This is a genomic window from Shewanella zhuhaiensis (assembly GCF_022484835.1).
GTDB classification, from domain to species: Bacteria; Pseudomonadota; Gammaproteobacteria; order Enterobacterales; family Shewanellaceae; genus Shewanella; species Shewanella khirikhana.
This window is the reverse complement of the sequence record NZ_JAKUDL010000006.1, coordinates 160,063-182,547: the sequence shown is the minus strand read 5'-3', so window position 1 is coordinate 182,547 and position 22,485 is coordinate 160,063. Positions and strand designations below refer to the sequence as shown.

Here is a 22,485-nt window from a genome sequence, read left to right as displayed (position 1 = left end):
GCAATGGCTTAACCGGGAGTTATTCGGTTTGCGATTGCTCTTCTTGTTCGTCTTCGCCCTTTTTACTGTAAAAGCGCGCCGCAAGCAATCCGCCTTCAAACAGCAGCAGCATGGGAATGGCCAGCATGGTTTGTGAAATCACATCCGGTGGCGTCAGCAACATGCCAATAATAAAGGCCGAGACTACGATATACGGCCGCTTTTGCTTGAGGTCCTCAACACTGGTCACCCCGGCCCAGCACAGCAGCACTACGGCAATGGGGATTTCAAACGACAAACCAAAAGCAAAGAACAGCTTGAGAATAAAGTTCAGGTAACTGCTGATATCCGTGGCAACTGTCACCCCTTCCGGCGCAACGCTGGTAAAGAAGCCAAACACTACCGGAAACACTACAAAGTAGGCAAAGGCAATACCGAGGTAAAACAGCAGGGTACTGCTGATCAGCAGCGGTACCACCAGACGCTTTTCATGCTTATACAGCCCCGGCGCCACAAACGACCATACCTGAAACAGCACATAGGGCACTGCGATAAAGAACGACAGTACCAGCGTCAGCTTGAAGGGCGCGAAGAAGGGCGCGGCCACATCGGTGGCAATCATGCTTGAGCTTTCGGGCAGCGCCTGCATCAAGGGGATGGCCATGTAGTGGTAAATATCGTTGGCCCAGTAAACCAATCCGATAAACACCAGCATGACACCGGCAATACACTTGAGCAGTATGGTGCGCAGCTCAAGCAGATGGCTGATCAGAGGTTGTTGATGTGACGACATGAATTATCCGTTGGCTTTAGGCGACTCGGTTTCCGCGGCTTTTGCCGGCTCAGCTTCGCTTACTGCGGGCTTGGCTGGCTCTGGCTCGGTAACCTGATAGGGGCGGTTGACCTCTTGTGCCGCCTGTTTGAGCTGGTCGATGGACTCTTGCAGCTCAGGCGAGAGGTTGGAAAGCCCCTTGCTTTCGGCCTTTTTCAGATCGGCATGCAACTGCTCGATCTTCAGTTCCTGCTCCAGTTCGTCCTTGACCGAGTTGGCCATCCGCTTCATGGCACGGATCCAACCAGACACGGTACGCACCGCCACAGGTAATCTCTCCGGCCCAAGCACCACCAAACCTATGATGGCGATGAGCAGAAGCTCCATAAAGCCGATACCGTCAAACATAGAGGATTACGCCTGTTCTTTCTTTTCGGCCTCAGGCTTCTTTTCAGTTGCCTGCTGTGAGGTTTGGGCAGGAGTTTCTTGAGCTTCTTTGCTTTCGAGGGCCTTTTTTTCCTCATCGGACATGGCGTTCTTGAAGCCCTTGATGGCACCGCCGAGATCGCCGCCCAGTGAACGCAGTTTTTTGGTGCCGAACAGCAGGATCACGATAAGTGCGATGATGAGCAATTGCCAAATACTGATACCACCCATGAAGGATTCCTCTTTAGAAATTTAGTGGTTCTATTATGAACCTGTGATTATTTAGTGCTAGCTAAAATTTACGATTCTTTGGCCTGGATCTCCATCCGGCTAGCCAAACCAGGGCACCGGCGCCGAGACAGGCGTACGAGAGCCACAGTGTAGCGGTTTGGGCAAACAAAATAGTGCCACAGATCAACAAAACGGCAGAGCTGATAAGCAGAAAATTACTCTTGTGCGCCTTTTGTTGATACTTCAGATAGCGGTCGAGCATCTGTTGCTGGGTACCCAGCAATTTGCGGCCAAGCTTCAGATTGTCATAAATAAGCTCCGGAAACTCGGGGAGTTTATCAGACCAGAATGGCAAATTGGTTTGCACTTTTTTGAACATTGCCTTGGGGCCAACCTGCTCGGCCATCCAGCGCTCGAGGAAGGGCTTGGCGGTCTGCCACAAATCCAGCTGAGGGTAAAGCTGTCTGCCGAGTCCCTCGATATACAGCAGAGTTTTCTCAAGCAGCACCAACTGCGGCTGCACCACGATATCGAAACGTCTGGCGGTGCGGAACAGCTCCAGCAGCACATGGCCGAAGGAGATTTCATGCAGCGGCTTATTGAACATGGGCTCGCACACCATCTTCACGGCCTGCTCGAAGGCCAGAATGTCGGTGTTGGAAGACACCCAACCCGACTCCACATACAGCTGGGCAATGCGGTGGTAGTCGCGGTTGAAAAAGGCGAGGAAGTTCTCTGCCAGATAGCGCTTATCTTCTTCGGTAAGACTGCCCATGATGCCGCAGTCCAGGCCGATATAGAACGGATTCTCCGGGTGCTCGCGGCTGACAAAAATGTTGCCCGGATGCATATCGGCATGGAAGAAGTTATCGCGAAACACCTGGGTGAAAAACAGCTCCACACCACGCTCGGCCAGCAGCTTCAGGTTGGTGCCCTGAGCATTGAGTGCCTCAACATCGGCAATCGGGATGCCATCGATACGCTCCATCACCATCAGTCGGCGATGGCAAAGCTCTTCATAAACATAAGGAATGTAGAGCGCGTCCGAGTCGAGGAAGTTGTTTCGCAGCTTGGTGGCATTCAGGGCTTCGAGTTTGAGGTTCAGCTCGCCGAGGATGGTATTTTGGTAGTCTTCCACCACTTCCAGCGGCCGCAGGCGGTTACCGCTGCCAAGCAAACGCTCCATCCAGCCCGCCACCTGCAGCATCAGCTCCAGGTCGGCATGGATTTTGGCTTCCACATTGGGGCGTAGCACCTTGAGCACCACAGGCTCGCCATTGGATTTAAGGGTGGCGGTATGCACCTGGGAAATCGACGCCGAGGCCAGCGGCGTGTCGTCGAAGTCATCAAACAGGGTGTCGATGGCGCAGCCCAGCTCTTCTTCGATGGCTGCGCGGGCCAGCGCTGAGTCAAATGGCGGCACCCTGTCCTGCAACATGGCCAGTTGCTCGGCCCATTGATCATCGAGCAGGTCGCGGCGGGTAGAGAGCATCTGCCCAAATTTAATGTAGACAGGCCCCAGTTCCTGCATCGCCAGTTTCAGTCGCTCGCCGCCACATTTGTCTTTGTGACGATTACGCACCCAAAACAGGCTCTTGCGCGCCAGTTTGAAATACCAGGGAGTCAGGGAAGGAGGCAGTACATCATCCAGGCCATAGTGGAGCAGGGTGCGAATGACCTGATATCCACGGCGAAGACTGGCGAGGGTCATGGTGTGAGACGGTCCCTTAATTGATTGATTCTTTTCTCGATAGTGTCAGTGTCCTGCACCAGCGAGTCAATGTTGTCCTTGAGATGAATAAACTCAATGCGGTGAGGGGCGAGCCGGTACTCCTCAGTGGAAAGCTGCGCGAGGTGGCTTAAGGTCTTGTCGCCAATGCGCTTCAGTTCGCTGCCAAGCCAGCGGCCGCCGGATTGCAGCTTGTGCGCCGGGCCGTCACCAATATAGCGTGACAGCGGCTCGCCGATGTCGAACTGCTGCTCTTTGATAAGGCGGCTGAAGCCCTGCAGCACATTGAGGTCGCCATCGATATCGAGCCGATCGGCCTTGATAAGCATGCTGAGGCTTTCGCCCTGGCTGAGGGCATAGAGCGCTGAAACTGATGCCTTTACCCTGACATCGGTTTCGGCTTCATAACGGCTAAACACGGTCACGCTGTCATCGAAGATAAGAAACAGCGGGAAGGGGAGCTCGGTCAATTCAATGGCGAGGCGTTTGCCATGCAGGCCATAATGCCTTGGGCTGGCGCCGGTTTGGGCGAGCAGTTTCTCAAAGCCCAGTTCTACGGCGCCGCAGACAAAGAGTGACAGCTCCCGTGGCAGCATCAGAACTTATAACCCCGGTGCAGTGCCACTACGCCATCGGTCATGTTGATGTAATCCACTTGCTCGAGACCAGCGTTTTGCATCATGCCCTTGAGGGTATCCTGATCAGGGTGCATGCGGATGGACTCGGCCAGGTATTCGTAACTGCCGGCATCCTGGGCAATAAATTCCCCCATTTTGGGCAGAATTTTAAAGCTGTAGAGGTCGTACAGTTTACGCATCACGTCGTGCTGCGGCTTGGAGAACTCCAGCACCAGCAGTTTGCCGCCGGGCTTGAGCACACGCTGCATGGAGCGCAGGGCGGCGTCTTTGTCGGTCACGTTACGCAGGCCGAAGGCGATGGTGATGATATCGAAATGGTTATCGGGGAACGGCAGCGCTTCGGCATTGGCCTGAACGTAGCTCACGTTGCCCACCACCCCCAGATCCCGCAGCTTGGAGCGACCCACTTTCAGCATGGAGTCGTTGATATCGGCCAGTACTACCTGACCACGCTCACCCACCAGACGGGAGAACTTGGCAGTCAGATCGCCGGTACCACCGGCCAGATCCAACACCTTCATCCCCGGACGGGCACCGGCAGTTTCAATGGTGAATCGCTTCCACAGGCGATGGATACCGAAGGACATCACATCGTTCATGATGTCGTACTTGGCGGCCACTGAGTGGAATACGCCAGCAACCAGATCGGCCTTCTTGTCGGAATCTACGGTCTTGAAACCAAAGTGGGTACTCTTTGAGGCGCCCTCGGACATCTGTTCTTTCCTATTGTTTCCCAAACTGTTAACTGCCAGTGTATGCCTATCCGGCCCCTTGCTGAATCCTTAAGCAATCAGCTTTGTGATCCAGTACCTATCCCGCTGCCCAAAGCATGTCAAGCTTGTGAGCCCGGTAGGGTTTTGCCACAGGCGCAATGACTGCGCATTAGACCACAATATGCGAATTTAATGAAGCTCGACTGAGTCAGGCTCATTCGCCCGTCTGAATTGCCCCGCGGGCGGATGTGGCTCAGGCGCCAACAGCCAGTTGACGGCCGCGCAGGTAGGCGTACACCAGCTCAGTCAGGCTCTGGCCCACTTCCCGAAGACCGGCGTTTTCACCGGATTCGTGGCAGGAGGGGGCGGCTTCTGCCAGATGCAGATAGGCGCAGTCACAGTGTCTGGCGATGTGGCTGATGTAGCGGGCGGCATCCAGCAGCGGCACGCCAGCCGCAGTCATGGCGCTGGAGGGCATATTGGCGATGGCATCCAGGTCCAGCTCGAGCGCCACCGGCAGGCCTGTGGTTCTAAGGTTTTTGCTGATGGATTTGAGCGCTTCGTCCAAACTCAGCTCGCCCCTTACCCAGATTTGCTGCAGGCTGTGCCAGCTGCCGCCAAAGGCTTCAAGCTGCTCCAGGTTGGCCTCGCTGTTTTTCAGCTCGTGCAGGCCAAGCACATGGTAAAAATCGAGTGCACCGCTGGCGGCGGCGTAGCTGAAACCATTGCCGCTGTGGCGGCCTTCACGCAGGCGAAAATCTGAATGGGGATCCAGGTTTACCGCAGCCGCAGGGCGGCCGAAGGCGTTTTTCACCGACATCAACAGGCCAAAGGCATTGTTGTGGCCGCCACCAATCACTATGGGCTCAAGCCCGGCGGCCATAATGGCGCTGACTACATCAATCACCCGCTCATCCATCAGGGACACCGCTTGGCGCAGCGCGTCCAGCTCGGCATCTTCGCCGGGCAAGAGGTCGCCAAAATCGAGTTGACCCAGCAGCAGGCAGTCATTGCCGCGATAGAAGCGGTTCGATTGCAGGTTTATCAGCCACTTAAGGCAGGCCTCGAAGGCATTGGTGGCGCCGCCACGGCCGAGGTTGGCACGGGGGCCAGCATCTTCCCCGGCGCCAAGCAATACAAAGCGGGCACCGAGCGACTTGGCGTTGGCGAGGCAAGCGCCAAGGTCATGGCCTTCGGGCAGAAGGAAGTGATTGCCAAGGCGGGTTTCGCCGGGACGCTGCCCGAGAATGCCGCTCATGTCTTGTGGCGTAAAGGGAATTAGGTGCTGCATAGGTTCGAGGTCTGATGTTGTTGTGGCGATAATGCGCGTTGGCGATATTGTGGCAAAGGATGCCGAAAAGGCAACGCTGGCGGGCTAAATTCGCCATGAAAAAAGCCGGCGCTAGGCCGGCTTTTATGATGCGAAACAGGCTCTGGGGCCTATTCGATGTCCAGTGGGTCCGGTGACAGGATAACCCCGGTGCTGTCGGCATACACATGGTCGCCCGGCAGGAAGGACACGCCGCCAAAGTTCACCGGCACATCCACTTCACCGGTGCCATTGTTGTCGGCACCGACCGGAATGGAGGCTATGGCCTGAATACCAATATCCAGCTCTTCGAGGGCATCAACGTCGCGCACGCTGCCGTACACGATAATGCCTTCCCAGCCATTGTTTACGCCAATCTCGGCAATAGTGGCATCTACCAGTGCCCGGCGCAGCGAGCCGCCACCGTCGACCAGCAATACCCGTCCTTCACCTTCTTCAGCCAATACGTCGGCGATAAGGCCGTTGTCTTCGAAACATTTGACTGTGCTGATGGCTCCACCGAATGAGCTAACACCACCGTAATTACTGAACATGGGCTCAACCACATCCACGACGTCCAGAAACATGTCACATAATTCTGAGGTGTTGTATTCCATAGTCATCTCCTGTTTCGCCTCAAATCAGGCTGTTAGGCAGCTCTACACTGAACTTAGGCCAGTATATAAGGGAATCTTGAAAAGAAAAGTGTTATCAATCACGGTATTGGCTCACCCCCATATATCATGCCAAATGTAGTTTAATTTCATCATGCCTAATCTTTATGGCGCATTTTTTTGACTTCTGTCATCATATGACGGTTTTTTATTACAACGCTGTGGGCACTTTTGTTAGCATTGTCCCCAGTCTCAATCCAGTTTCAATTAACAAATCGCTTTAGGGGCACGGACCCCCCATTAAGCTCAGGGAAGGCAGAGGGCCTTATTTCGAGGTGCCTTATGGAAGCTTTGAACATGACTGAAATCGTTGGCTACATGGCTTCGGTAATGGTCGCTATCTCACTGATGATGAAAGATATTATTTGGCTGAGATGGTTGAACTTTATCGGCTGCAGCCTGTTTGTTGCCTACGGTGTTGCCATCACGGCCTGGCCTGTGGCGGGCATGAATGCTTTCGTTGCCTGTATCAACGTCTATCACCTGATCAAAATCTACCGTGCCAAAACCCAGGGCGCAGTAACTGCCTGATTTCGCCCCGGCGATGTCATAAAAGTGTCGGGCGGGTGTCACCGCCCCGTCACGCAAGCTCTCTAGTATTCGGCTTATCCTGGCGCACTCTCTGGAGGCCGAATGCTCACACATCTGACCGAGCTCGACAGGCGCGGTTTTCAGCTGATCCACGGCGGTGCTTCCCGACATGGATTACAGCGCAGCTCTTTGCTGGTGTCTGCCACCGGCGATGGTCCCCTCTACTTATACCTGAGTATCGGCTTACTGCTGTTTGATTCTCAGGGTAACCAATTGTTCAGGCTGGCATTATTGGCCTTTGCTCTGGAAATTCCCCTTTATTTGTTGCTGAAAAACAGCATCCGTCGAACCCGTCCGTGCCACGCGGCATTGGGGTTTGAATGCAGTTTTGAGCCTTCCGATAAATTCAGTCTGCCCTCGGGGCACACGGCGGCGGCCTTTGTGATGGCAACCGCGATTGCCGATGTTTACCCCACGGCGCTGTTTGCAGCCTATGGCTGGGCCTGTCTGATTGGGCTCTCGCGGGTGGCGCTGGGTGTGCATTATCCCATGGATATTGCCGCCGGTGCGGCTCTGGGCACAGTGTCGGTTGCATGGGCCAACAGCTTCTATTGATAAGGATGTCATTGAATCTATGAAAATTCTGTACGGTGTGCAGGGCACGGGTAATGGCCATTTGAGTCGTGCCCGGGTGATGGCCAAAGCATTGGAGCGCAGGGATGTGCAGGTAGATTATCTGTTCAGCGGCAGACCCAAATCGCAGTTTTTTGATATGGAAGCCTTTGGCGACTTCAGGGTGGCCAAGGGGCTGACTTTCGTCAGTCAGGCCGGGAAAATCAGCTCGCTCGATACAGTGCGTGAAAACCTTAATTGCCGTTGGTGGCAGGATATTCGCGCGCTGGATCTATCGGCTTATGACCTGGTGCTCAACGACTTTGAGCCGGTGAGCGCCTGGGCAGCACGGCGGCAAAAGGTGCCCTGTATCGGCATCAGCCATCAGGCGGCGCTCCGTTTTGATGTGCCCAAAGTGGGCAACACCTGGTTTAACGAAAAGCTGCTGGATTACTTCGCTCCGGTGGATATGGCCCTGGGTTGCCACTGGCATCACTTTGGCTTTCCACTGCTGCCGCCCTTTGTGGAGGTGGATGAAGTCAGTGAAGAGCACGGTCACGATATTCTGGTGTATCTGCCCTTTGAGGCGCCTGAGGCCATTGTCAACTTACTGAAACCCTTCGAAAACTATCGCTTTTTGGTGTATCACTCGCAATCGCCTGGCTGTGACATTCCTGTGCATATTCAGTGGCATGGCTTTTGTCGGCAGGGCTTTCGCCGCCATTTGGCCGAAGCCGGAGGTGTGGTGGCCAACGCAGGATTTGAGCTTGCCAGTGAAGCCCTGACTCTGGGCAAGAAGCTGCTGGTAAAGCCCTTGCTGGGGCAGTTTGAGCAGCTCTCCAACGTGGCGGCGCTGCAACTGCTCGGCGCTGCCGACAGCATGATGCAGTTAAGCCCGGATACCCTCAAAAGCTGGCTTAAGCGTTCAAGCCCCGAGCCGGTGCGCTACCCAGCCGTGGGCGATGCCCTGGTGGATTGGCTTGGCCGGGGCGACTGGCAGGATAGTAAGGGCGACTCATCTCGGCGCCTCAGCCGCGAATTATGGGAGCAGGTAAAGCTGCCGGATACCTGGCGCTAGCCTTTAAAGCCGCTTAAGCCATTTAAAACAAGAGCTGACCGGTGCCAGGCCAAGAGGTGCGCCAGTTAAATAAGCCTGGCTGCGAAGTGGATATCCTGCTGCCAGGGACTGAAGTCGTCGCTGGCAAGTATTTTCTGCTGCAATGCCTGATTGGTGTGGATACCGTCAATCTGAAGCTCGGTCAGAGCCTGATGCATTCTGGCTATGGCCTGCTCACGGCTGTCGCCATGACAAATCAGCTTACCCACCATGGAGTCATAGTGGGGTGTCACGGCAGCGCCAGCAAACAGTGCCGAATCCCAGCGCACACCGGGGCCGCCGGGCAGCATTAACCCATTGACCTTACCCGGGCTTGGCAGTTGGGTGCGGGGATCTTCGGCGTTGATACGGCACTCTATCGCATGGCCGCGAACCTGCGGCGGCGCAGGCAAGGGTGCGCCCTGTGCCAGTTGCAACTGGGCGGCAATCAAATCGATGCCGGTGACCATCTCGGTGACCGTATGCTCCACCTGAATGCGGGTGTTCATTTCGATAAAGAAAAACTCGCCGTCCTGATACAAAAACTCAAAGGTACCCACGCCACGATATTTGAGGCTGCGACAGGCCTGTTCGCAGTGGCGCATCATGGATTCGATAAGGTCTCGGTCGATACCTGGGGCTGGTGCTTCTTCAATCAACTTTTGATGACGGCGCTGGGCTGAGCAGTCGCGCTCGCCAAGACACAGGGCGTCTTCTCCATTGGCGATGATTTGAAATTCGATGTGCCTTGGGTGGGTGAGGAATTTCTCCAGATACAGGGTGTCATCGCCGAAGGCCGCTTTGGCCTCGCTGCGGGTCAGGTCAATGGCGTCTTTGAGTGCTCTGGCAGAGTCGACCCTGCGCATGCCGCGCCCGCCGCCGCCGGCACTGGCTTTGATAAGCACCGGGTAGCCAATGGTTTCTGCGAGGGCTTCGATGCACTCCATGTCATCACTGAGGGCGCCATCCGAACCCGGCAGGGTGGGAATGCCCACCGCCTTCATGGTGTTGATGGCGCTGACTTTATCGCCCATGGTGGCGATGGTGTCGGCATCAGGGCCCAAGAACACCAGTCCTTCGGCCATGACCGCCCGGGCAAAGTCGGCTCGCTCCGACAAAAAACCATAACCCGGATGCACGGCATCGGCGCCCGAGATGCGGGCTGCCGTCAACAAGGCATTGATATTCAGGTAGCTGTCTTTGGCTGGCGACGGGCCGATACAAATGGCGCTGGTGGCGAGCCGGGTATGCAAAGCGCCCCTGTCGGCGCTGGAGTACACGGCAACTGTGGCCAGCCCCAGCTGATGGCAGGCACGGATAATCCGCACCGCGATTTCACCGCGGTTGGCAATCAGCACCCTGGTGAATGGCGGCTCAGTCCGCATCGCCTATCACAAACAGTGGCTGGTCAAACTCCACCGGGGTGGCGTTGTCCACCAAAATGGCTTTGACCACACCAGCCTTGTCGGCAGCAATCTGATTCATCATCTTCATGGCCTCTATCACGGCCAGGGTATCGCCCACGGCCACTTCGGTGCCCACTTCCACAAAGGGGCGAGCCTCGGGGCTGGGGGCGCGATAGAAGGTGCCGACCATGGGCGAGAGGACTCTGTGGCCCTGATGACTGCTGGCAGCAGGCGATACGGCAATGGCCGCCGCAGCCTGAGTGGTGTCCACGGGCTGCGCCGGCAGGTTGCCGTGACGGATAATCCGCACCGACTCTTCCCCTTCACGTACTTCCAGCTCGTTAATGCCTGACTCCTGCACAAGCTCAATCAACTTTTTGATTTTACGCAGATCCATTGCCATCAGTTAGCCTCCTGCAGCAACCGCTCGGCGGCGGCCTCCAATGCCAGTGTATAACCCTTGGGACCCAGACCCAGGATCACCCCTACGGCTTTATCAGAAAAATAAGAGTGATGGCGGAACGGCTCACGGGCATGCACATTGGACAGGTGCACCTCAATAAAGGGCAGGGCAACGCCGAGCAAGGCATCCCGCAGCGCCACGCTGGTGTGGGTAAAGGCGGCGGGGTTGATAATCACAAACTTGGCATCGGTTTGATGAATGGCATCAATCAGCACATGCTCGGCATTGGACTGAATATGCTCAAGCTGCACACCCAGCTCGGCGGCCTTGCGCTCCAGGTCGGCCACGATTTGCGCCAGGGTTTGGCTGCCGTACACACCCGGCTCACGGGTGCCCAGCAAATTGAGGTTGGGGCCGTTAATCAGCAATACCTTGGGGGCAGTTTGAGAGGCAGACATGGAGATTCCTTTTTGTCAGTTAGCGACACGTTAAACTCAAGTTAGCCTCAATATCGCCAAAGTTGGCCGCATTTTCAATGCAATTAAATTGAAGTTGTTTGCGGCGCAAATCTGCATGCCTTGCCGCTGTTTGGTTTAGTTCAGCTAAATACGTTTCGTGGACTGATACGAAAAAGACCTCAAAGGGCGCTGGTATCCGCCCGGTTAATGGCTTACCTTGCCACGCATCGACTTGGTGGCGCCGCGCTGCTTTTTGGCATCCACCCGCCGCCTTTGGCTGGCGCGGGTGGCTTTGGTAGGAATGCGTTTTTTCTGCACCACATTGACCGAGCGAACCAGCTCGATAAACTGCGCCAGCGCTGTTTCCCGATTAGCCTCCTGGCTGCGGCTTTCCTGACACTTAATGATGATTTTGCCGCTTTGGGTGATGCGATGGTCGCTCTTGGCCAGCAGTTTTTCTTTGTAGAACTCCGGCAGTGACGATGCGTGGATGTCGAAAATCAGCTGCGCGCAGGTCGACACCTTATTGACATTCTGGCCGCCGGCGCCGCTTGAGCGGATAAATTGCCACTCGATTTCCTGTTCCTGAAGCTGAACTCGCTGTGAGATTGTGATCATGGCCAGATTTTTGGCTTATTGCCTGAATAAAGAATTTGTTATCATCGGCAGCCTCGGCAGTTCGCCGAGCCTGTCCCAGGGAGACCCTCTATGTTATGCCAGATCCCCGAGATTGCTAAGGGTGTGATCAGTCTTTTTGCCAGTGGCCGCATCACGGCCCAGGATTATCGCACCCGATTGCAGCCGGCCATCAAGCGCTACCGAGAGGATTGGGGGCAGGTCTGCCTGTATATCGAGGCCGACGTGCTGCTGGAAGGCTGGGAGCAAGCTTCCCTGTCCGGAGCCGGTGAGGTACAGTTACCTCCATTCGATGCCCTGGTGTTTGTGGGTGGACCGGATTGGGTGGGTAATGCCATCCGTTTACTTGGTCCCTTTGTTCGGGGCGAAGTGGCCTGGTTCCCACTGCAGGACAAGGCCAAAGCCATCGAGTGGATTGTGAAACGCTCGGCGGTAAAGGCTTAATCTTATTTCATACAAGGAAGCGCTAATATGACAAAATTGACTCTGGCCAAAGTGGCCGCCGCCCTGACTCTGGTTGCCGGTCTGGCCGCCTGTGCCCCTGAAGTGGGCAGCGAAGCCTGGTGTAAGAAGATGGAAGAAAAGCCCAAAGGCGACTGGAGCGCCAATGAGGCTGCCGATTACGCCAAACACTGCGTGTTCAAGTAAGAGTTTGTCAGGCCGGGGAACTTAACCAAGCATCCCCGGTCTTACTTTGCAAAGCGCCCCTGTTGGGCGCAGCAATCAGCCGAGGATTGAATTGATTCGTTTTTCCCTTAACACACTGCACAGACTGAGCCTGATGCTGCTGGCCGTGGTGGTACTGCAATTTGCAGGTGCCAACCTGGGCGCGCACCAGTTGCACACTGGCAGTGCCGATGAGGAAGAGCGTAATCACAGCCACCTGACCTTTATGGCCGAGGTGACTACAATAGGTGAGTGTATTGAATGCACCTGTCCACCGGAAATCGTGGCCAGCGACACTCATCAACACGACAAGGTTGAAAAAACCGAGCTGAAACAGCTGGATCTTTGTCTTGATTGCCATTGCCATGGCGGTCATCCAAGCCTGGTCGCAGGCTTGGCTAATCTCGATTATCACCCCCTTACCAACCAGGTGCAGGGTCATGAGTCTGACTACCTCTCGGTAGTGGGCCGCCCCGACTACCGCCCCCCCATCGCTTAAGCCTGACATTCCCAGGAAAGAACACGACTTGTTTGCTGTGCCGGGCCATGTGGCTCAGGTTGCTGCGCGCCGCAGCCCTGACTGGATCCCAAACCACAGTCGCTGACTGACATTTTACACGCTGCCTTGTGGCCAAATTCCGCTGCATCAGACCGGAATTGCGCCCGCTGCCTGTGTTGTCGTTGCCCCAAAGCCGCTTCTTTCCTCAAGCCATAACCGCCCCCGGGCGCGTTAACCGACTTTGTCCCTTAATGTTCAGGACTCTGCATGAAACAGACTTTACTTGCGGCCGCCTTGTTGGCCGTGCTTGGCAGCAGCCAGGCCGTGGCTGGCGATACGTCAGCGGCCAATATGGCCGCCGTGGGCAACAGCCAACAAGCCGCAGCCGATGGCGCAGACATTCAACGCCTTGCTCAAACTATAGAAGCGCTGCCAGCCCTCAGCGCCGCCCGCGCCAAGGTACGGGTGGCCGAGCTGAATCTCAAAGCCGCCGGCAACGCGGTTTACAACCCCGAGCTGGGGCTTGGATACCAAAATGCCGATACCGACAGCTACAGCCTTTCGGTCAGCCAAACACTCGATTGGGGCGATAAGCAGCAGGCGGCACAAAATGAGGCACTGGCGCAGCTGCGCCGCGCCGAGGCTGAGCTTGCACTGGAGCGCAGTCGGCTGTGGGCCGAGGCGTTAAGCGCCATGGTGGCGAGGAAGCAAACCGCCGCCGTACTCGGGTTTCAAACAGAGCAGCGCGAATTTGCCCGGGCGCAGCTGGAACTCGCTGCCGAACTTAAGCGTGGCGGCCTTATCAGTGCCGGTGAGTTGTCGCTGATTGAGCTGGATTTGGCTTCCCTTGAGGCCGACCTTGCCATGGCCGAGCAGGCCGCCATCGATGCCGATACCCGGCTGCTGCAAATCTTCGAAACCCTGACGTTGCCTGAGATTTCCATGGCCTCACTGATGGCATCTGCGGGTAACACTGAGCTGGCGCAATCGGCGCTGCAACAGTTGCCAGCACTCAGGCTCGCTTATCAGGACGTGCAACTGGCAAGGCTCGGCGCCGACAAGGTCAGGGCCGATACCAGCGCCGATCCCACCCTGACCCTGGGCGCCGAAAAAGAAGGCTCTGACAACAAGCTCGGGCTCAATGTCAGCATTCCCCTTAAGGTGCGCAACAACTACAGCGATGCCATTGCCGCTGCCACTGAAGCCGGTATTGGCGCCGAGCAGCAGTACCTGGCGAGTGAGCGGGCACTGACTCAGGCCTGGCGCCAGTATCAGTATGCCCAGCCCAAATTGCAGGCCAGTTGGCAGGCCTGGAAGCAAAGGGTGCGTGGCTCGGCCTCGACCCTGGGCTCGTCCCTTGCCAGTCAGTGGCGTGCAGGTGATATCAGCACCTCAGATTTTTTGCAGGGTAAACGTCAACTGACCCAAAGCTTTATTGCCGGTACCGAGCTTGAGGCGCGTCTGTATCAGAACTGGCTCGACTGGATGGGGCAAAGCGGCCAGTTGGCGACCCTGGTGCCTGCGTCGAGCGTGAACCAAGCCCCGGTTGCGGGCGCCGAACACACCCCAGCGGAGGCGCGGCAATGAAACCACTTTTCTTCAGTAAATCAGTTATCAGCGGAGCAAACGCCATGTCTGTAATGAATACCAACACTTACTTTTCGGCACTGGCGTTCGCGGTTGCACTCGCGTTTGCTTTACCTGTGTCACAGCCTGCCTGGGCAGGCGATGGCCACGACCATGACGCGGCACAAGGCGCCGCAGAAGCCGCAGACGCCCATGACGAAGACAAGGCGCTAAAGCTCAGTCAGAGCCAACGCGACCTTGCTGGTATTCGGGTCGAAACCCTGTCTGCCACAGGCTTTGATTTAAGCGCCGTGGCCACCGCCAGTCTGGTGGTGGACCGTGACCGTACCATTACCCTGGCGCCTCAGCTTGAGATGCGGGTACTGGAGCGCCACGTGGTGCCGGGGCAGGAGGTCAAACAGGGTGAGCCTTTACTCACTCTCGGCGGCGCTGCCATTGCTCAGGCCCAGGCCGACTATATCAATGCTGCCACCGAATGGAGCCGCATCAGCCGCATGGGCGAAAGTGCCGTGAGTCAATCCCGCAGGCTGCAGGCACGGGTGGACTACGAGCTTAAGCGCGCCATTCTCGAGTCCATCAAGATGACCGCCCAGCAAATCAAAGCGCTGGAAACGGCGCCGGACAGCATCGGCAGCTTCAAGTTACTGGCGCCCATCAAGGGCCGGGTGCAGCAGGATGTGGCCAGCCGTGGTCAGGTATTGGCGGCCGGCTCGCCGCTGATGCAACTGACCGACGAATCCTTCCTGTGGGTGGAGGCCGAGCTGACGCCGGCGCAGTCCCGTGGTCTTGCCATGGGCAGTGATGCCCGTGTGAGCGTATCGGGTAAGTGGCTTGAGGCCAAGGTGATTGGCCGCTCCCACGAGCTTAACCCCATCACCCGTACCGAGCAGGTGCTGCTGTCGATGGCAAACCCCGGCCATGAAGTTCACGCCGGTGAGTTTGCCGAGCTGTTTTTGCCCCAGCAAGCCAATCAGCAGGGCGGCCAACAGGGAATAGTGCTGCCGGACTCGGCTCTGAGTCGCAGTGGCGATGGCGACTGGCAGGTATTTGTGGAAGACGCCGACGGCTTTGAGTCGGTGGAAGTGCAAATCGAATCCCGCGCCCGAGGCCTGAATCTGGTGAAGGGGATTGAGCCCGGCAGCGCCGTGGTGATGTCCGGTGCCTTCTTCCTGGCGTCCGAGCTGGCCAAGTCTGGTTTTGATATCCACAACCACTGATAAGAGGGCAAGCCATGCTACAGAAACTCATAGAGCAGGCGGTACGAAGCCGTCTGATAGTGCTCATCTTTTTGATAGCCGCCATGGCAGCTGCTGCCGTGATGCTGCCGAGGTTGAATCTGGATGCCTTTCCCGATGTGACCAACGTGCAGGTACAGGTGAATACCGCGGCCGAGGGGCTTGCCGCCGAAGAGGTGGAAAAGCTCATCAGCTACCCGGTGGAATCGGCCATGTATGCCCTGCCTTCGGTCACCGAAGTGCGCTCTTTGTCGCGCACCGGGCTGTCCATTGTGACCGTGGTGTTCGAAGAGGGCACCGACATCTACTTCGCCCGTCAGCAGGTGTTTGAGCAGTTGCAGGCGGCAAGGGAGATGATCCCCCAGGGCGTGGGTGTGCCGGAAATCGGCCCCAACACCTCCGGCCTTGGGCAGGTGTACCAGTACATTCTGCGGGCTGCGCCCGAGTCTGGCATAGCGCCTGACGAGCTTCGCAGCCTCAACGACTATCTGGTGAAACTCATCATGATGCCGGTGGGCGGCGTGACCGATGTGCTCTCGTTCGGTGGTGAGGTACGCCAGTATCAGGTGCAGGTCGACCCGGCCAAGCTGCTCTCTTATGGCCTCAAACTGGACGATGTGACCAGGGCGCTGGAAGGCAATAACCGTAACGCCGGTGGCTGGTTTATGGCCAAGGGCCAGGAGCAGCTGGTGGTGCGTGGCTACGGCCTCTTGCCTGCCGGTGAAGCGGGGCTCGATGCCATTGCGCAAATTCCGCTGACCGAATGGCAGGGCACGCCGGTGCGGATTATGGATGTGGCTCAGGTTGCCTTTGGCAGTGAAATCCGCGTCGGTGCCGTGACCATGACCCGCCGTGATGAAGCCGGTAGTCCGCAGGTGCTGGGTGAAGTGGTGGCTGGGGTTATCCTCAAGCGCATGGGCGCCAACACCAAGGCGACCATCGATGACATCAACAGCCGCACCGCGCTTATCCAGCAGGCATTGCCGGATGGGGTGACCTTCGAGGTGTTCTATGACCAGTCGGATCTTGTCACCAAGGCGGTGACAACGGTGCGCGACGCCCTGTTGCTGGCCTTTGTGTTTATTGTGGCTGTGCTGGCGCTGTTTTTGGTGAATGTGCGTGCCACCGCGCTGGTGCTCTTGTCTATTCCGGTTTCCATCGCGCTGGCGCTGATGGTGATGTCTTACTTTGGCATGTCGGCCAACCTGATGTCTCTCGGCGGCCTCGCTGTGGCCATTGGTATGCTGGTGGATGGCTCTGTGGTGATGGTGGAGAACATTTTCCGCCACCTCACCCAGCCTGAAGGCCGGATTGATAATGGCCAGCCAACCGACCCAGGCCTTAGCGAAGAAGATGCCCACCGCGAAGGCGGCTATGGTGGTATTGCCATGCGGATTTTGCAGGCGGCACGGGAAGTATGCAGCCCGATTTTCTTTGCAACCCTGATTATTATCGTGGTGTTTGCGCCGCTGTTTGCCCTCGAGGGGGTTGAAGGCAAGCTGTTTCAGCCGATGGCAGTAAGCATCATTCTGGCCATGCTGTCGGCATTGATGGTTGCGCTGGTGGTGGTGCCTGCGCTGGCGGTGTACCTGTTTCGCCGTGGTGTGCATCTGCGCCAAAGCCCGCTGCTTACCCCCATCGATAAAGGCTATCGCCGGGTGCTGGGCGCCGTCATGGCGCGCCCCAAAACCGTGGGTATTACAGCACTGGTGCTGTTTGGATTCAGCATGGCGCTGTTGCCACGGCTTGGCACCGAGTTTGTGCCCGAGCTTGAAGAAGGCACCATCAACCTGCGGGTAACCCTGGCGCCCACTGCAAGCCTGGATACCTCGCTGATGGTGGCGCCCAAGCTTGAAGCCATGCTGATGGAATTTCCCGAGGTGGATTATGCGCTGTCGCGTATCGGTGCCCCTGAGCTTGGCGGCGACCCTGAGCCTGTGAGCAACATCGAAATCTATATCGGCCTTAAGCCCATCGATGAGTGGCAGTCAGCCGCCAGTCGCGCCGAGTTGCAGCGCTTGATGGAAGAAAAGCTGTCGGTGTTCCCGGGTCTGCTGTTTACCTTCTCTCAGCCGATTGCCACCCGGGTGGATGAGCTGTTATCCGGCGTAAAGGCCCAGCTTGCCATTAAGCTGTTTGGCCCGGATCTGGATGTACTTGCCGAAAAGGGTCAGCAGCTTTCGGATCTGGTTTCCAAGGTGCCCGGCGCCGTGGATGTGTCGCTTGAGCAGGTGAGCGGTGAAGCTCAGCTGGTGGTGCGTCCTGACCGCGCCCGCCTGGCGCGCTACGGCATCAGCGTCGATGAGGTGATGAACCTCGTCAGCACCGGCATTGGTGGCAGCGCCGCCGGGCAGGTGATTGACGGCAACGCCCGCTACGACATCAATGTGCGCCTCAAGGCCGATACCCGCGCCAGCGCAGATGCCATAGCGGATCTCTTGCTTGTTGGCGCCAACGGCGCCCGGGTACGTCTGGGTGAGGTAGCCGATGTAGTGGTGGAAATGGCGCCGCCCAATATTCGCCGCGACGATGTGCAGCGGCGGGTGGTGGTGCAGGCCAACGTTTCCGGCCGTGATATGGGCTCGGTGGTGAAAGACATCTACGCCCTGGTGCCTGAGGCCCAGTTGCCGCCGGGGTATACCGTCAGCGTGGGTGGTCAGTACGAAAACCAGCAGCGGGCCCAGGCCAAGCTGATGCTGGTGGTGCCTGTGTCCATAGGTCTGATTGCGCTCTTGCTGTACTTCTCCTTCGGCGCGCTCAAGCAAGTGGGGCTCATCATGGCCAACGTGCCGTTGGCGCTGATTGGTGGCGTGGTGGCGCTCTATGTCAGCGGCACCTATCTGTCGGTGCCCAGCTCCATCGGTTTTATCACCCTGTTTGGCGTGGCGGTGCTCAATGGCGTGGTGCTGGTGGACTCCATCAACCAGCGCCGCGCCGGTGGTGAAGCCCTGTATCAGGCGGTGTACGAAGGCACGGCCGCGCGTCTGCGCCCTGTGCTGATGACGGCGCTGACCTCGGCGCTGGGGCTTATTCCGATTTTGCTCTCAAGTGGTGTGGGCAGCGAAATTCAAAAGCCGCTGGCGGTGGTGATTATCGGCGGGCTGTTCAGCTCGACGGCGCTGACGCTGCTGGTGTTGCCGACCCTTTATATGGCGCTGTACCAGCGCGATGAGCGCGAGTTTGAAGAGCCAAACTGACGGTCACGGACTGCCAGCTTGGCGCTGAGTTTGCCAGGGAGGCCCTTGGTTCGGCACCGCCTAACCGCCGGACCCAGGTATTTGGCCAGGGTTTCCGCTTGCTTTTGAACAGCCACAATTATGGCTGCAACAGATTTCCCATTTTGCTGTTGCAGAGACCAGGCTGAGGAGAAGGCATTGCAGAGTGTGGGAACCGTTTTGGCTCGAAGGAGCGGGATGCTCCTTCCTTTTTCACCCTGAGGTATCTTTATTAAACGAGTTTCAGGAGGTGAGTATGGGTCACACCCATGATCATGCAGGCGGTAGCGACAGGAATCTGTATATCGCTATTTTTATCAATGTGTTGCTGACGGTGGCTCAGGTCATTGGTGGGGTGCTGGCGGGCAGCTTGTCGCTGGTGGCCGATGCACTGCACAATTTAAGTGACGCCGGTGCCATTCTGGTGGCGCTGATTGCCAGAAAACTTGGCCGCAAACCGGCCAACGACAGCTATTCGTTTGGCTATGGCCGGGCCGAAATCCTTGCCACCGCCTTTAACAGCCTGACGCTTATCATAGTTGGGGTGTATCTGCTGCTGGAAGCCTGGCAGCGCTATCAGAATCCCACCCCGGTAGACGGCTTCATTATTTTTGTGGTGGCAGGCATAGCGCTTGTTATCGACATCGCCACTGCGCTTTTGACCCTCAAGGCAGGTGCCAAAGACAACATGAACCTGCGCGCCGCCTTTATCCATAATTTGTCGGACGCCATGGCCTCGGTGGCAGTGATTATCGCCGGCGGTTTTATCATGTTGTTTGACTGGTATATCGCCGACCTTATCGTGACGGCGATTATCTCCGCTTATGTGATTTACCATGGGGTGGTGCTGCTGGCCAAAGCCTGCCGGGTGTTGATGCAGGCTGTACCGGAAGAGCTGGATTTGGCGGCGTTGCGTCAGCAGCTGCTGGCGGATGACAAGGTGCATGCCATCGGCAGCCTCCATGCCTGGCAGCTGACTGATAAAGGCATACATATCGGAGTCAGCCTGTGGGTCAGAGACGTTAACGACAGCGAGCGAACCCGCCTCAAAACCTTGATTGCCACCGCAGTGCCTATGGCCAACATTCTGATTGAGCTTAAGAAAATCGGCTTGGATGACGACAATGCCATAGTCGCCAAACTGCCGCTTGAGTCACCCGACAAAGCACTGCATTAACCCCGCTTGAAGGCACAGCTTAAGCAGGTTGATTAGCCAGCCAATACGCCCGCGCTCAGCGCTTTAAGCACGGCGCGGGTGCGGTCTTTGGTAAATCTTGCTGCTGTAACTGGTGCCCATCAATTTACTTATTTACTGTTAGGCTGTGAGCAAATGGCACATGGTAAGGGCGAAGATAAAACCTAATAGAGCCCATTGCCGGTGACGCTTGATATCTGCAGTTCCCTGGCTTAGCACTTCGTCTGCTTTGGATGCGAATTTGCCTTCGCGCAGGGCTTCGAGGGCGAAGTGCCTGGCCCATTTGTGCTCGTCACCACAGTGTTTGCCTTGGCTTATGAACCTTTGCCAATCGTTGGGATGCTGACGCTGAATATGCGCAAGCAGGTTGTTTTGCAGCAGCATGGCTTTACGGAGGTAGTAAAACGCTGCCCCAAAGCCGGCACACACCAGAAGCACTATGGCGGGCGTTGTGGCTATGGAGAATATCTGGGGCATGGGGTTTCCTTTTCAACTGACCGTCCTTCGTGGTCGGTTAAACACGTTACTCGAATCGCATAGCGGCTTCAATCACCCAAGAGCCTGCCGTGGTGACAATGGCAGGCACTGTAGTTGCAGATTACAGCGGCTGGTTCACCTGAATCACCAGCTTGCCGAAGTTCTTACCTTCCAGCAGGCCAATCAGCTGCTCGGGGGCATTCTCCAGACCCTGCTCAATCTGTTCGCGATACTGAATTTTACCTTCAGCCAGCCACTGGCTCATATCACGCTCGAACTCGCCGTAGCGGTGGCCATAATCGTCAAAAATGATAAAACCCTGCACCTTGATGCGTTTGGTCAATATCAGTCCCATCAACAGCGACAGCCTGTCTGGCTCGGCGGGCAGCTCGGTGGCGTTATATTGGGAAATCAGGCCACACACCGGAATGCGGGCGCCGGTGTTTAAAAGTGGCATCACCGCATCAAACACGGCGCCACCGACGTTTTCGAAGTAGACATCGATGCCGTCAGGGCAGGCGGCAGCAAGCTCAATGGCAAAGTTGGCCGACTTGTGGTCGATACAGGCATCAAAGCCAAGTACTTCAACGGCATGGCGACACTTGTCGGCGCCGCCGGCAACGCCCACCACCCGTGCACCTTTCAGTTTACCAATCTGGCCTACGGTAGCGCCCACAGGACCTGTGGCAGCGGCCACCACTATGGTTTCACCGGCTTTTGGCGCGCCAATGTCGAGCAGGCCCATATAAGCGGTAAAGCCCGGCATGCCCGTAACCCCAAGGGCGTAGGATGGATGGCTTGGGTTGGCACCCAGTTTCAGCAGGCCCTCGGCGCCGGATACTGCATAGCTTTGCCAGCCCACATTGTAGGCCAGCACCCACTCACCCACGGCAAAGTCAGGATGGTTGGACACTTCGACCTGACACACGGTGCCGCCAATCATCACTTCGCCCAGAGCAACCGGCTCGGCATAGGATTTGGCATCGCTCATGCGACCGCGCATATAGGGGTCGAGCGATAGGTAGATGGTGCGCAGCAGCACCTCACCCTGCTTGGGCTCGGGTTTGGCAAGGGTTTCCAGGCGGAAATTGTCGCTGGTAGGTGCGCCGACAGGGCGTGATGCCAGCACGATGCGGCGGTTGATGGAGTCAGTCATGATTCTATCCTCTGATTAAATTAGACCAGTCGTCTAGTGTTTGTTTCAAAAAATCCGCTATCGAAATAGCGGCTTGGATTAGGGTTAAGGCGTGCCGTGGCAAGGTGATTTGCAGCATCACCTTCAAGCATCGGCGCCTCGTTTATCAAGGGCTGCACTCGGCCAGGGCGCAGAACTCAGCGCGAAAGCTCAGCGCGCAAAACTCAGGGCTCAGGCCGTGGGCTGCAATATTTGTCTGGTGGTCAAAAGTGCCTGCGCCAGGCTGGCATCATCCAGGCGTATCTTGTTTAGCAGACTGGCGCCAATCCACAGGTTGTAAAGCTGCTCGGCGGTTTGGCGACTGTCGCTGATACCAAGCTCGCCCGCAGAGCGCGCCTGTTCGATACATTCGGCCACCCGCGCTATGATGCGATTGGTGCCGTTAAGCAGCGCCAAGCGCATGGGCTCGGATAAATCGGACACTTCACCGGCAAGTTTCACCACCAGGCATTTTCCTGCCTGGCCGTGACAGCTGTTTTGCTCGCTCCAGTGCTGCCAGTAGTGCATCAGCTTCTGGTAGTGGTTGCCGGGGGTGCTATCGAGCAACTGGTTGAGCTGGTTCAGGTATTCACTGAAATAGGCCTGGATCAGTGCTTCGCCAAACTGCTCCTTGGATTTGAAGTAGTGATAGAAGGAGCCCTTGGGCACTTCGGCGGTTTTCAGTAGCTCCGACAGGCCCACACCGGCAAAGCCTTTGCTGACCACCAGTTGGTAGCCAATGTCGAGTATGTGTTGCCGGGTGTCTTGGGTTTTGGTGTTCATGGCGGTGATAATATCGACAATTAGACCAGTCGTCTAGTGTT

25 protein-coding genes are annotated in these 22,485 nt (G+C 56.9%); 10 read left to right on the top strand and 15 right to left on the bottom strand.

All coding sequences use genetic code 11. The features are described from left to right. Nucleotides 1-19 precede the first annotated feature (19 nt). The 8 genes from tatC to rraA all read right to left on the bottom strand — a co-directional run bounded on the left by tatC (nucleotide 20) and on the right by rraA (nucleotide 6,414). Complete coding sequence (tatC, locus tag MJ923_RS16405) at nucleotides 20-772, bottom strand: twin-arginine translocase subunit TatC (protein ID WP_240592000.1); 753 nt, start codon at nucleotides 770-772, stop codon at nucleotides 20-22. Between the two features lie 3 nt (nucleotides 773-775). Continuing rightward, nucleotides 776-1,159, bottom strand: coding sequence for a Sec-independent protein translocase protein TatB (gene tatB / locus MJ923_RS16400; protein WP_126168378.1), 384 nt, complete (start codon nucleotides 1,157-1,159; stop codon nucleotides 776-778). Nucleotides 1,160-1,165: 6 nt separating this feature from the next. Next, on the bottom strand, nucleotides 1,166-1,408 hold the full coding sequence (tatA, locus tag MJ923_RS16395; protein WP_126168377.1) for a Sec-independent protein translocase subunit TatA: 243 nt from the start codon (nucleotides 1,406-1,408) through the stop codon (nucleotides 1,166-1,168). A gap of 61 nt (nucleotides 1,409-1,469) precedes the next feature. Next, nucleotides 1,470-3,119: a ubiquinone biosynthesis regulatory protein kinase UbiB gene (gene ubiB / locus MJ923_RS16390; RefSeq protein WP_240591999.1), complete on the bottom strand. Its 1,650-nt coding sequence runs from the start codon at nucleotides 3,117-3,119 to the stop codon at nucleotides 1,470-1,472. Further along, entirely contained in the window at nucleotides 3,116-3,733 is a 618-nt protein-coding gene (locus MJ923_RS16385; protein WP_240591998.1) for a ubiquinone biosynthesis accessory factor UbiJ, read from the bottom strand. Before MJ923_RS16385 ends, ubiB begins: the two co-directional genes overlap by 4 nt. Beyond that, nucleotides 3,733-4,488, bottom strand: a complete 756-nt coding sequence (gene ubiE, locus MJ923_RS16380; protein ID WP_240591997.1) for a bifunctional demethylmenaquinone methyltransferase/2-methoxy-6-polyprenyl-1,4-benzoquinol methylase UbiE — start codon at nucleotides 4,486-4,488, stop codon at nucleotides 3,733-3,735. Before ubiE ends, MJ923_RS16385 begins: the two co-directional genes overlap by 1 nt. Before the next feature lie 253 nt (nucleotides 4,489-4,741). Further along, entirely contained in the window at nucleotides 4,742-5,779 is a 1,038-nt protein-coding gene (locus tag MJ923_RS16375; protein WP_240591996.1) for a formimidoylglutamase, read from the bottom strand. Nucleotides 5,780-5,928: 149 nt separating this feature from the next. Next, nucleotides 5,929-6,414, bottom strand: coding sequence for a ribonuclease E activity regulator RraA (gene rraA, locus MJ923_RS16370; RefSeq protein ID WP_126168372.1), 486 nt, complete (start codon nucleotides 6,412-6,414; stop codon nucleotides 5,929-5,931). A gap of 339 nt (nucleotides 6,415-6,753) precedes the next feature. On the opposite strand from rraA, the gene MJ923_RS16365 reads away from it, so the two are divergent. The 3 genes from MJ923_RS16365 (at nucleotide 6,754) to MJ923_RS16355 (ending at nucleotide 8,692) form a co-directional block, all read left to right on the top strand. Beyond that, nucleotides 6,754-7,002: a YgjV family protein gene (locus tag MJ923_RS16365; RefSeq protein ID WP_126168371.1), complete on the top strand. Its 249-nt coding sequence runs from the start codon at nucleotides 6,754-6,756 to the stop codon at nucleotides 7,000-7,002. Between the two features lie 102 nt (nucleotides 7,003-7,104). Next, nucleotides 7,105-7,617 carry a phosphatase PAP2 family protein gene (locus MJ923_RS16360; RefSeq protein WP_240591995.1) on the top strand — a complete coding sequence of 171 codons (513 nt, stop codon included), beginning with the start codon at nucleotides 7,105-7,107 and terminating at the stop codon, nucleotides 7,615-7,617. A 19-nt stretch (nucleotides 7,618-7,636) separates the two neighbouring features. Further along, nucleotides 7,637-8,692, top strand: a complete 1,056-nt coding sequence (locus MJ923_RS16355; RefSeq protein WP_240591994.1) for an MJ1255/VC2487 family glycosyltransferase — start codon at nucleotides 7,637-7,639, stop codon at nucleotides 8,690-8,692. 65 nt (nucleotides 8,693-8,757) lie between these two features. On the opposite strand, the gene MJ923_RS16350 is transcribed toward MJ923_RS16355, so the two are convergent. The 4 genes from MJ923_RS16350 to arfB all read right to left on the bottom strand — a co-directional run bounded on the left by MJ923_RS16350 (nucleotide 8,758) and on the right by arfB (nucleotide 11,595). Next, nucleotides 8,758-10,095: an acetyl-CoA carboxylase biotin carboxylase subunit gene (locus MJ923_RS16350; protein WP_240591993.1), complete on the bottom strand. Its 1,338-nt coding sequence runs from the start codon at nucleotides 10,093-10,095 to the stop codon at nucleotides 8,758-8,760. Then, nucleotides 10,085-10,513, bottom strand: a complete 429-nt coding sequence (gene accB / locus MJ923_RS16345; RefSeq protein ID WP_240592063.1) for an acetyl-CoA carboxylase biotin carboxyl carrier protein — start codon at nucleotides 10,511-10,513, stop codon at nucleotides 10,085-10,087. The genes MJ923_RS16350 and accB overlap by 11 nt, the downstream gene beginning before the upstream one ends. Nucleotides 10,514-10,518: 5 nt before the next feature. After that, complete coding sequence (aroQ, locus tag MJ923_RS16340) at nucleotides 10,519-10,977, bottom strand: type II 3-dehydroquinate dehydratase (RefSeq protein WP_240591992.1); 459 nt, start codon at nucleotides 10,975-10,977, stop codon at nucleotides 10,519-10,521. A gap of 204 nt (nucleotides 10,978-11,181) precedes the next feature. Then, on the bottom strand, nucleotides 11,182-11,595 hold the full coding sequence (arfB, locus tag MJ923_RS16335; protein ID WP_126168366.1) for an alternative ribosome rescue aminoacyl-tRNA hydrolase ArfB: 414 nt from the start codon (nucleotides 11,593-11,595) through the stop codon (nucleotides 11,182-11,184). Between the two features lie 90 nt (nucleotides 11,596-11,685). Here arfB and MJ923_RS16330 point away from each other — a divergent pair, with 90 nt between their 5' ends. The 7 genes from MJ923_RS16330 (at nucleotide 11,686) to MJ923_RS16300 (ending at nucleotide 19,992) form a co-directional block, all read left to right on the top strand. Next, on the top strand, nucleotides 11,686-12,057 hold the full coding sequence (locus MJ923_RS16330) for a SpoIIAA family protein (protein WP_126168365.1): 372 nt from the start codon (nucleotides 11,686-11,688) through the stop codon (nucleotides 12,055-12,057). 27 nt (nucleotides 12,058-12,084) lie between these two features. Further along, nucleotides 12,085-12,261, top strand: a complete 177-nt coding sequence (locus tag MJ923_RS16325; RefSeq protein WP_240591991.1) for a DUF3012 domain-containing protein — start codon at nucleotides 12,085-12,087, stop codon at nucleotides 12,259-12,261. A 91-nt stretch (nucleotides 12,262-12,352) separates the two neighbouring features. Further along, on the top strand, nucleotides 12,353-12,778 hold the full coding sequence (locus MJ923_RS16320) for a hypothetical protein (protein WP_240591990.1): 426 nt from the start codon (nucleotides 12,353-12,355) through the stop codon (nucleotides 12,776-12,778). A 267-nt stretch (nucleotides 12,779-13,045) separates the two neighbouring features. After that, nucleotides 13,046-14,365: a TolC family protein gene (locus MJ923_RS16315; RefSeq protein ID WP_240591989.1), complete on the top strand. Its 1,320-nt coding sequence runs from the start codon at nucleotides 13,046-13,048 to the stop codon at nucleotides 14,363-14,365. Between the two features lie 44 nt (nucleotides 14,366-14,409). After that, entirely contained in the window at nucleotides 14,410-15,582 is a 1,173-nt protein-coding gene (locus MJ923_RS16310) for an efflux RND transporter periplasmic adaptor subunit (RefSeq protein WP_240591988.1), read from the top strand. A gap of 14 nt (nucleotides 15,583-15,596) precedes the next feature. Then, nucleotides 15,597-18,797 carry an efflux RND transporter permease subunit gene (locus MJ923_RS16305; RefSeq protein ID WP_240591987.1) on the top strand — a complete coding sequence of 1,067 codons (3,201 nt, stop codon included), beginning with the start codon at nucleotides 15,597-15,599 and terminating at the stop codon, nucleotides 18,795-18,797. A gap of 274 nt (nucleotides 18,798-19,071) precedes the next feature. Next, on the top strand, nucleotides 19,072-19,992 hold the full coding sequence (locus MJ923_RS16300; protein WP_240591986.1) for a cation diffusion facilitator family transporter: 921 nt from the start codon (nucleotides 19,072-19,074) through the stop codon (nucleotides 19,990-19,992). 138 nt (nucleotides 19,993-20,130) lie between these two features. On the opposite strand, the gene MJ923_RS16295 is transcribed toward MJ923_RS16300, so the two are convergent. The 3 genes from MJ923_RS16295 to MJ923_RS16285 all read right to left on the bottom strand — a co-directional run bounded on the left by MJ923_RS16295 (nucleotide 20,131) and on the right by MJ923_RS16285 (nucleotide 22,444). Then, nucleotides 20,131-20,487, bottom strand: coding sequence for a hypothetical protein (locus MJ923_RS16295; protein WP_126168358.1), 357 nt, complete (start codon nucleotides 20,485-20,487; stop codon nucleotides 20,131-20,133). A 121-nt stretch (nucleotides 20,488-20,608) separates the two neighbouring features. Continuing rightward, nucleotides 20,609-21,643, bottom strand: a complete 1,035-nt coding sequence (locus MJ923_RS16290; protein WP_240591985.1) for an NADP-dependent oxidoreductase — start codon at nucleotides 21,641-21,643, stop codon at nucleotides 20,609-20,611. A gap of 210 nt (nucleotides 21,644-21,853) precedes the next feature. Continuing rightward, nucleotides 21,854-22,444: a TetR/AcrR family transcriptional regulator gene (locus MJ923_RS16285; RefSeq protein WP_240591984.1), complete on the bottom strand. Its 591-nt coding sequence runs from the start codon at nucleotides 22,442-22,444 to the stop codon at nucleotides 21,854-21,856. Nucleotides 22,445-22,485 lie beyond the last annotated feature (41 nt).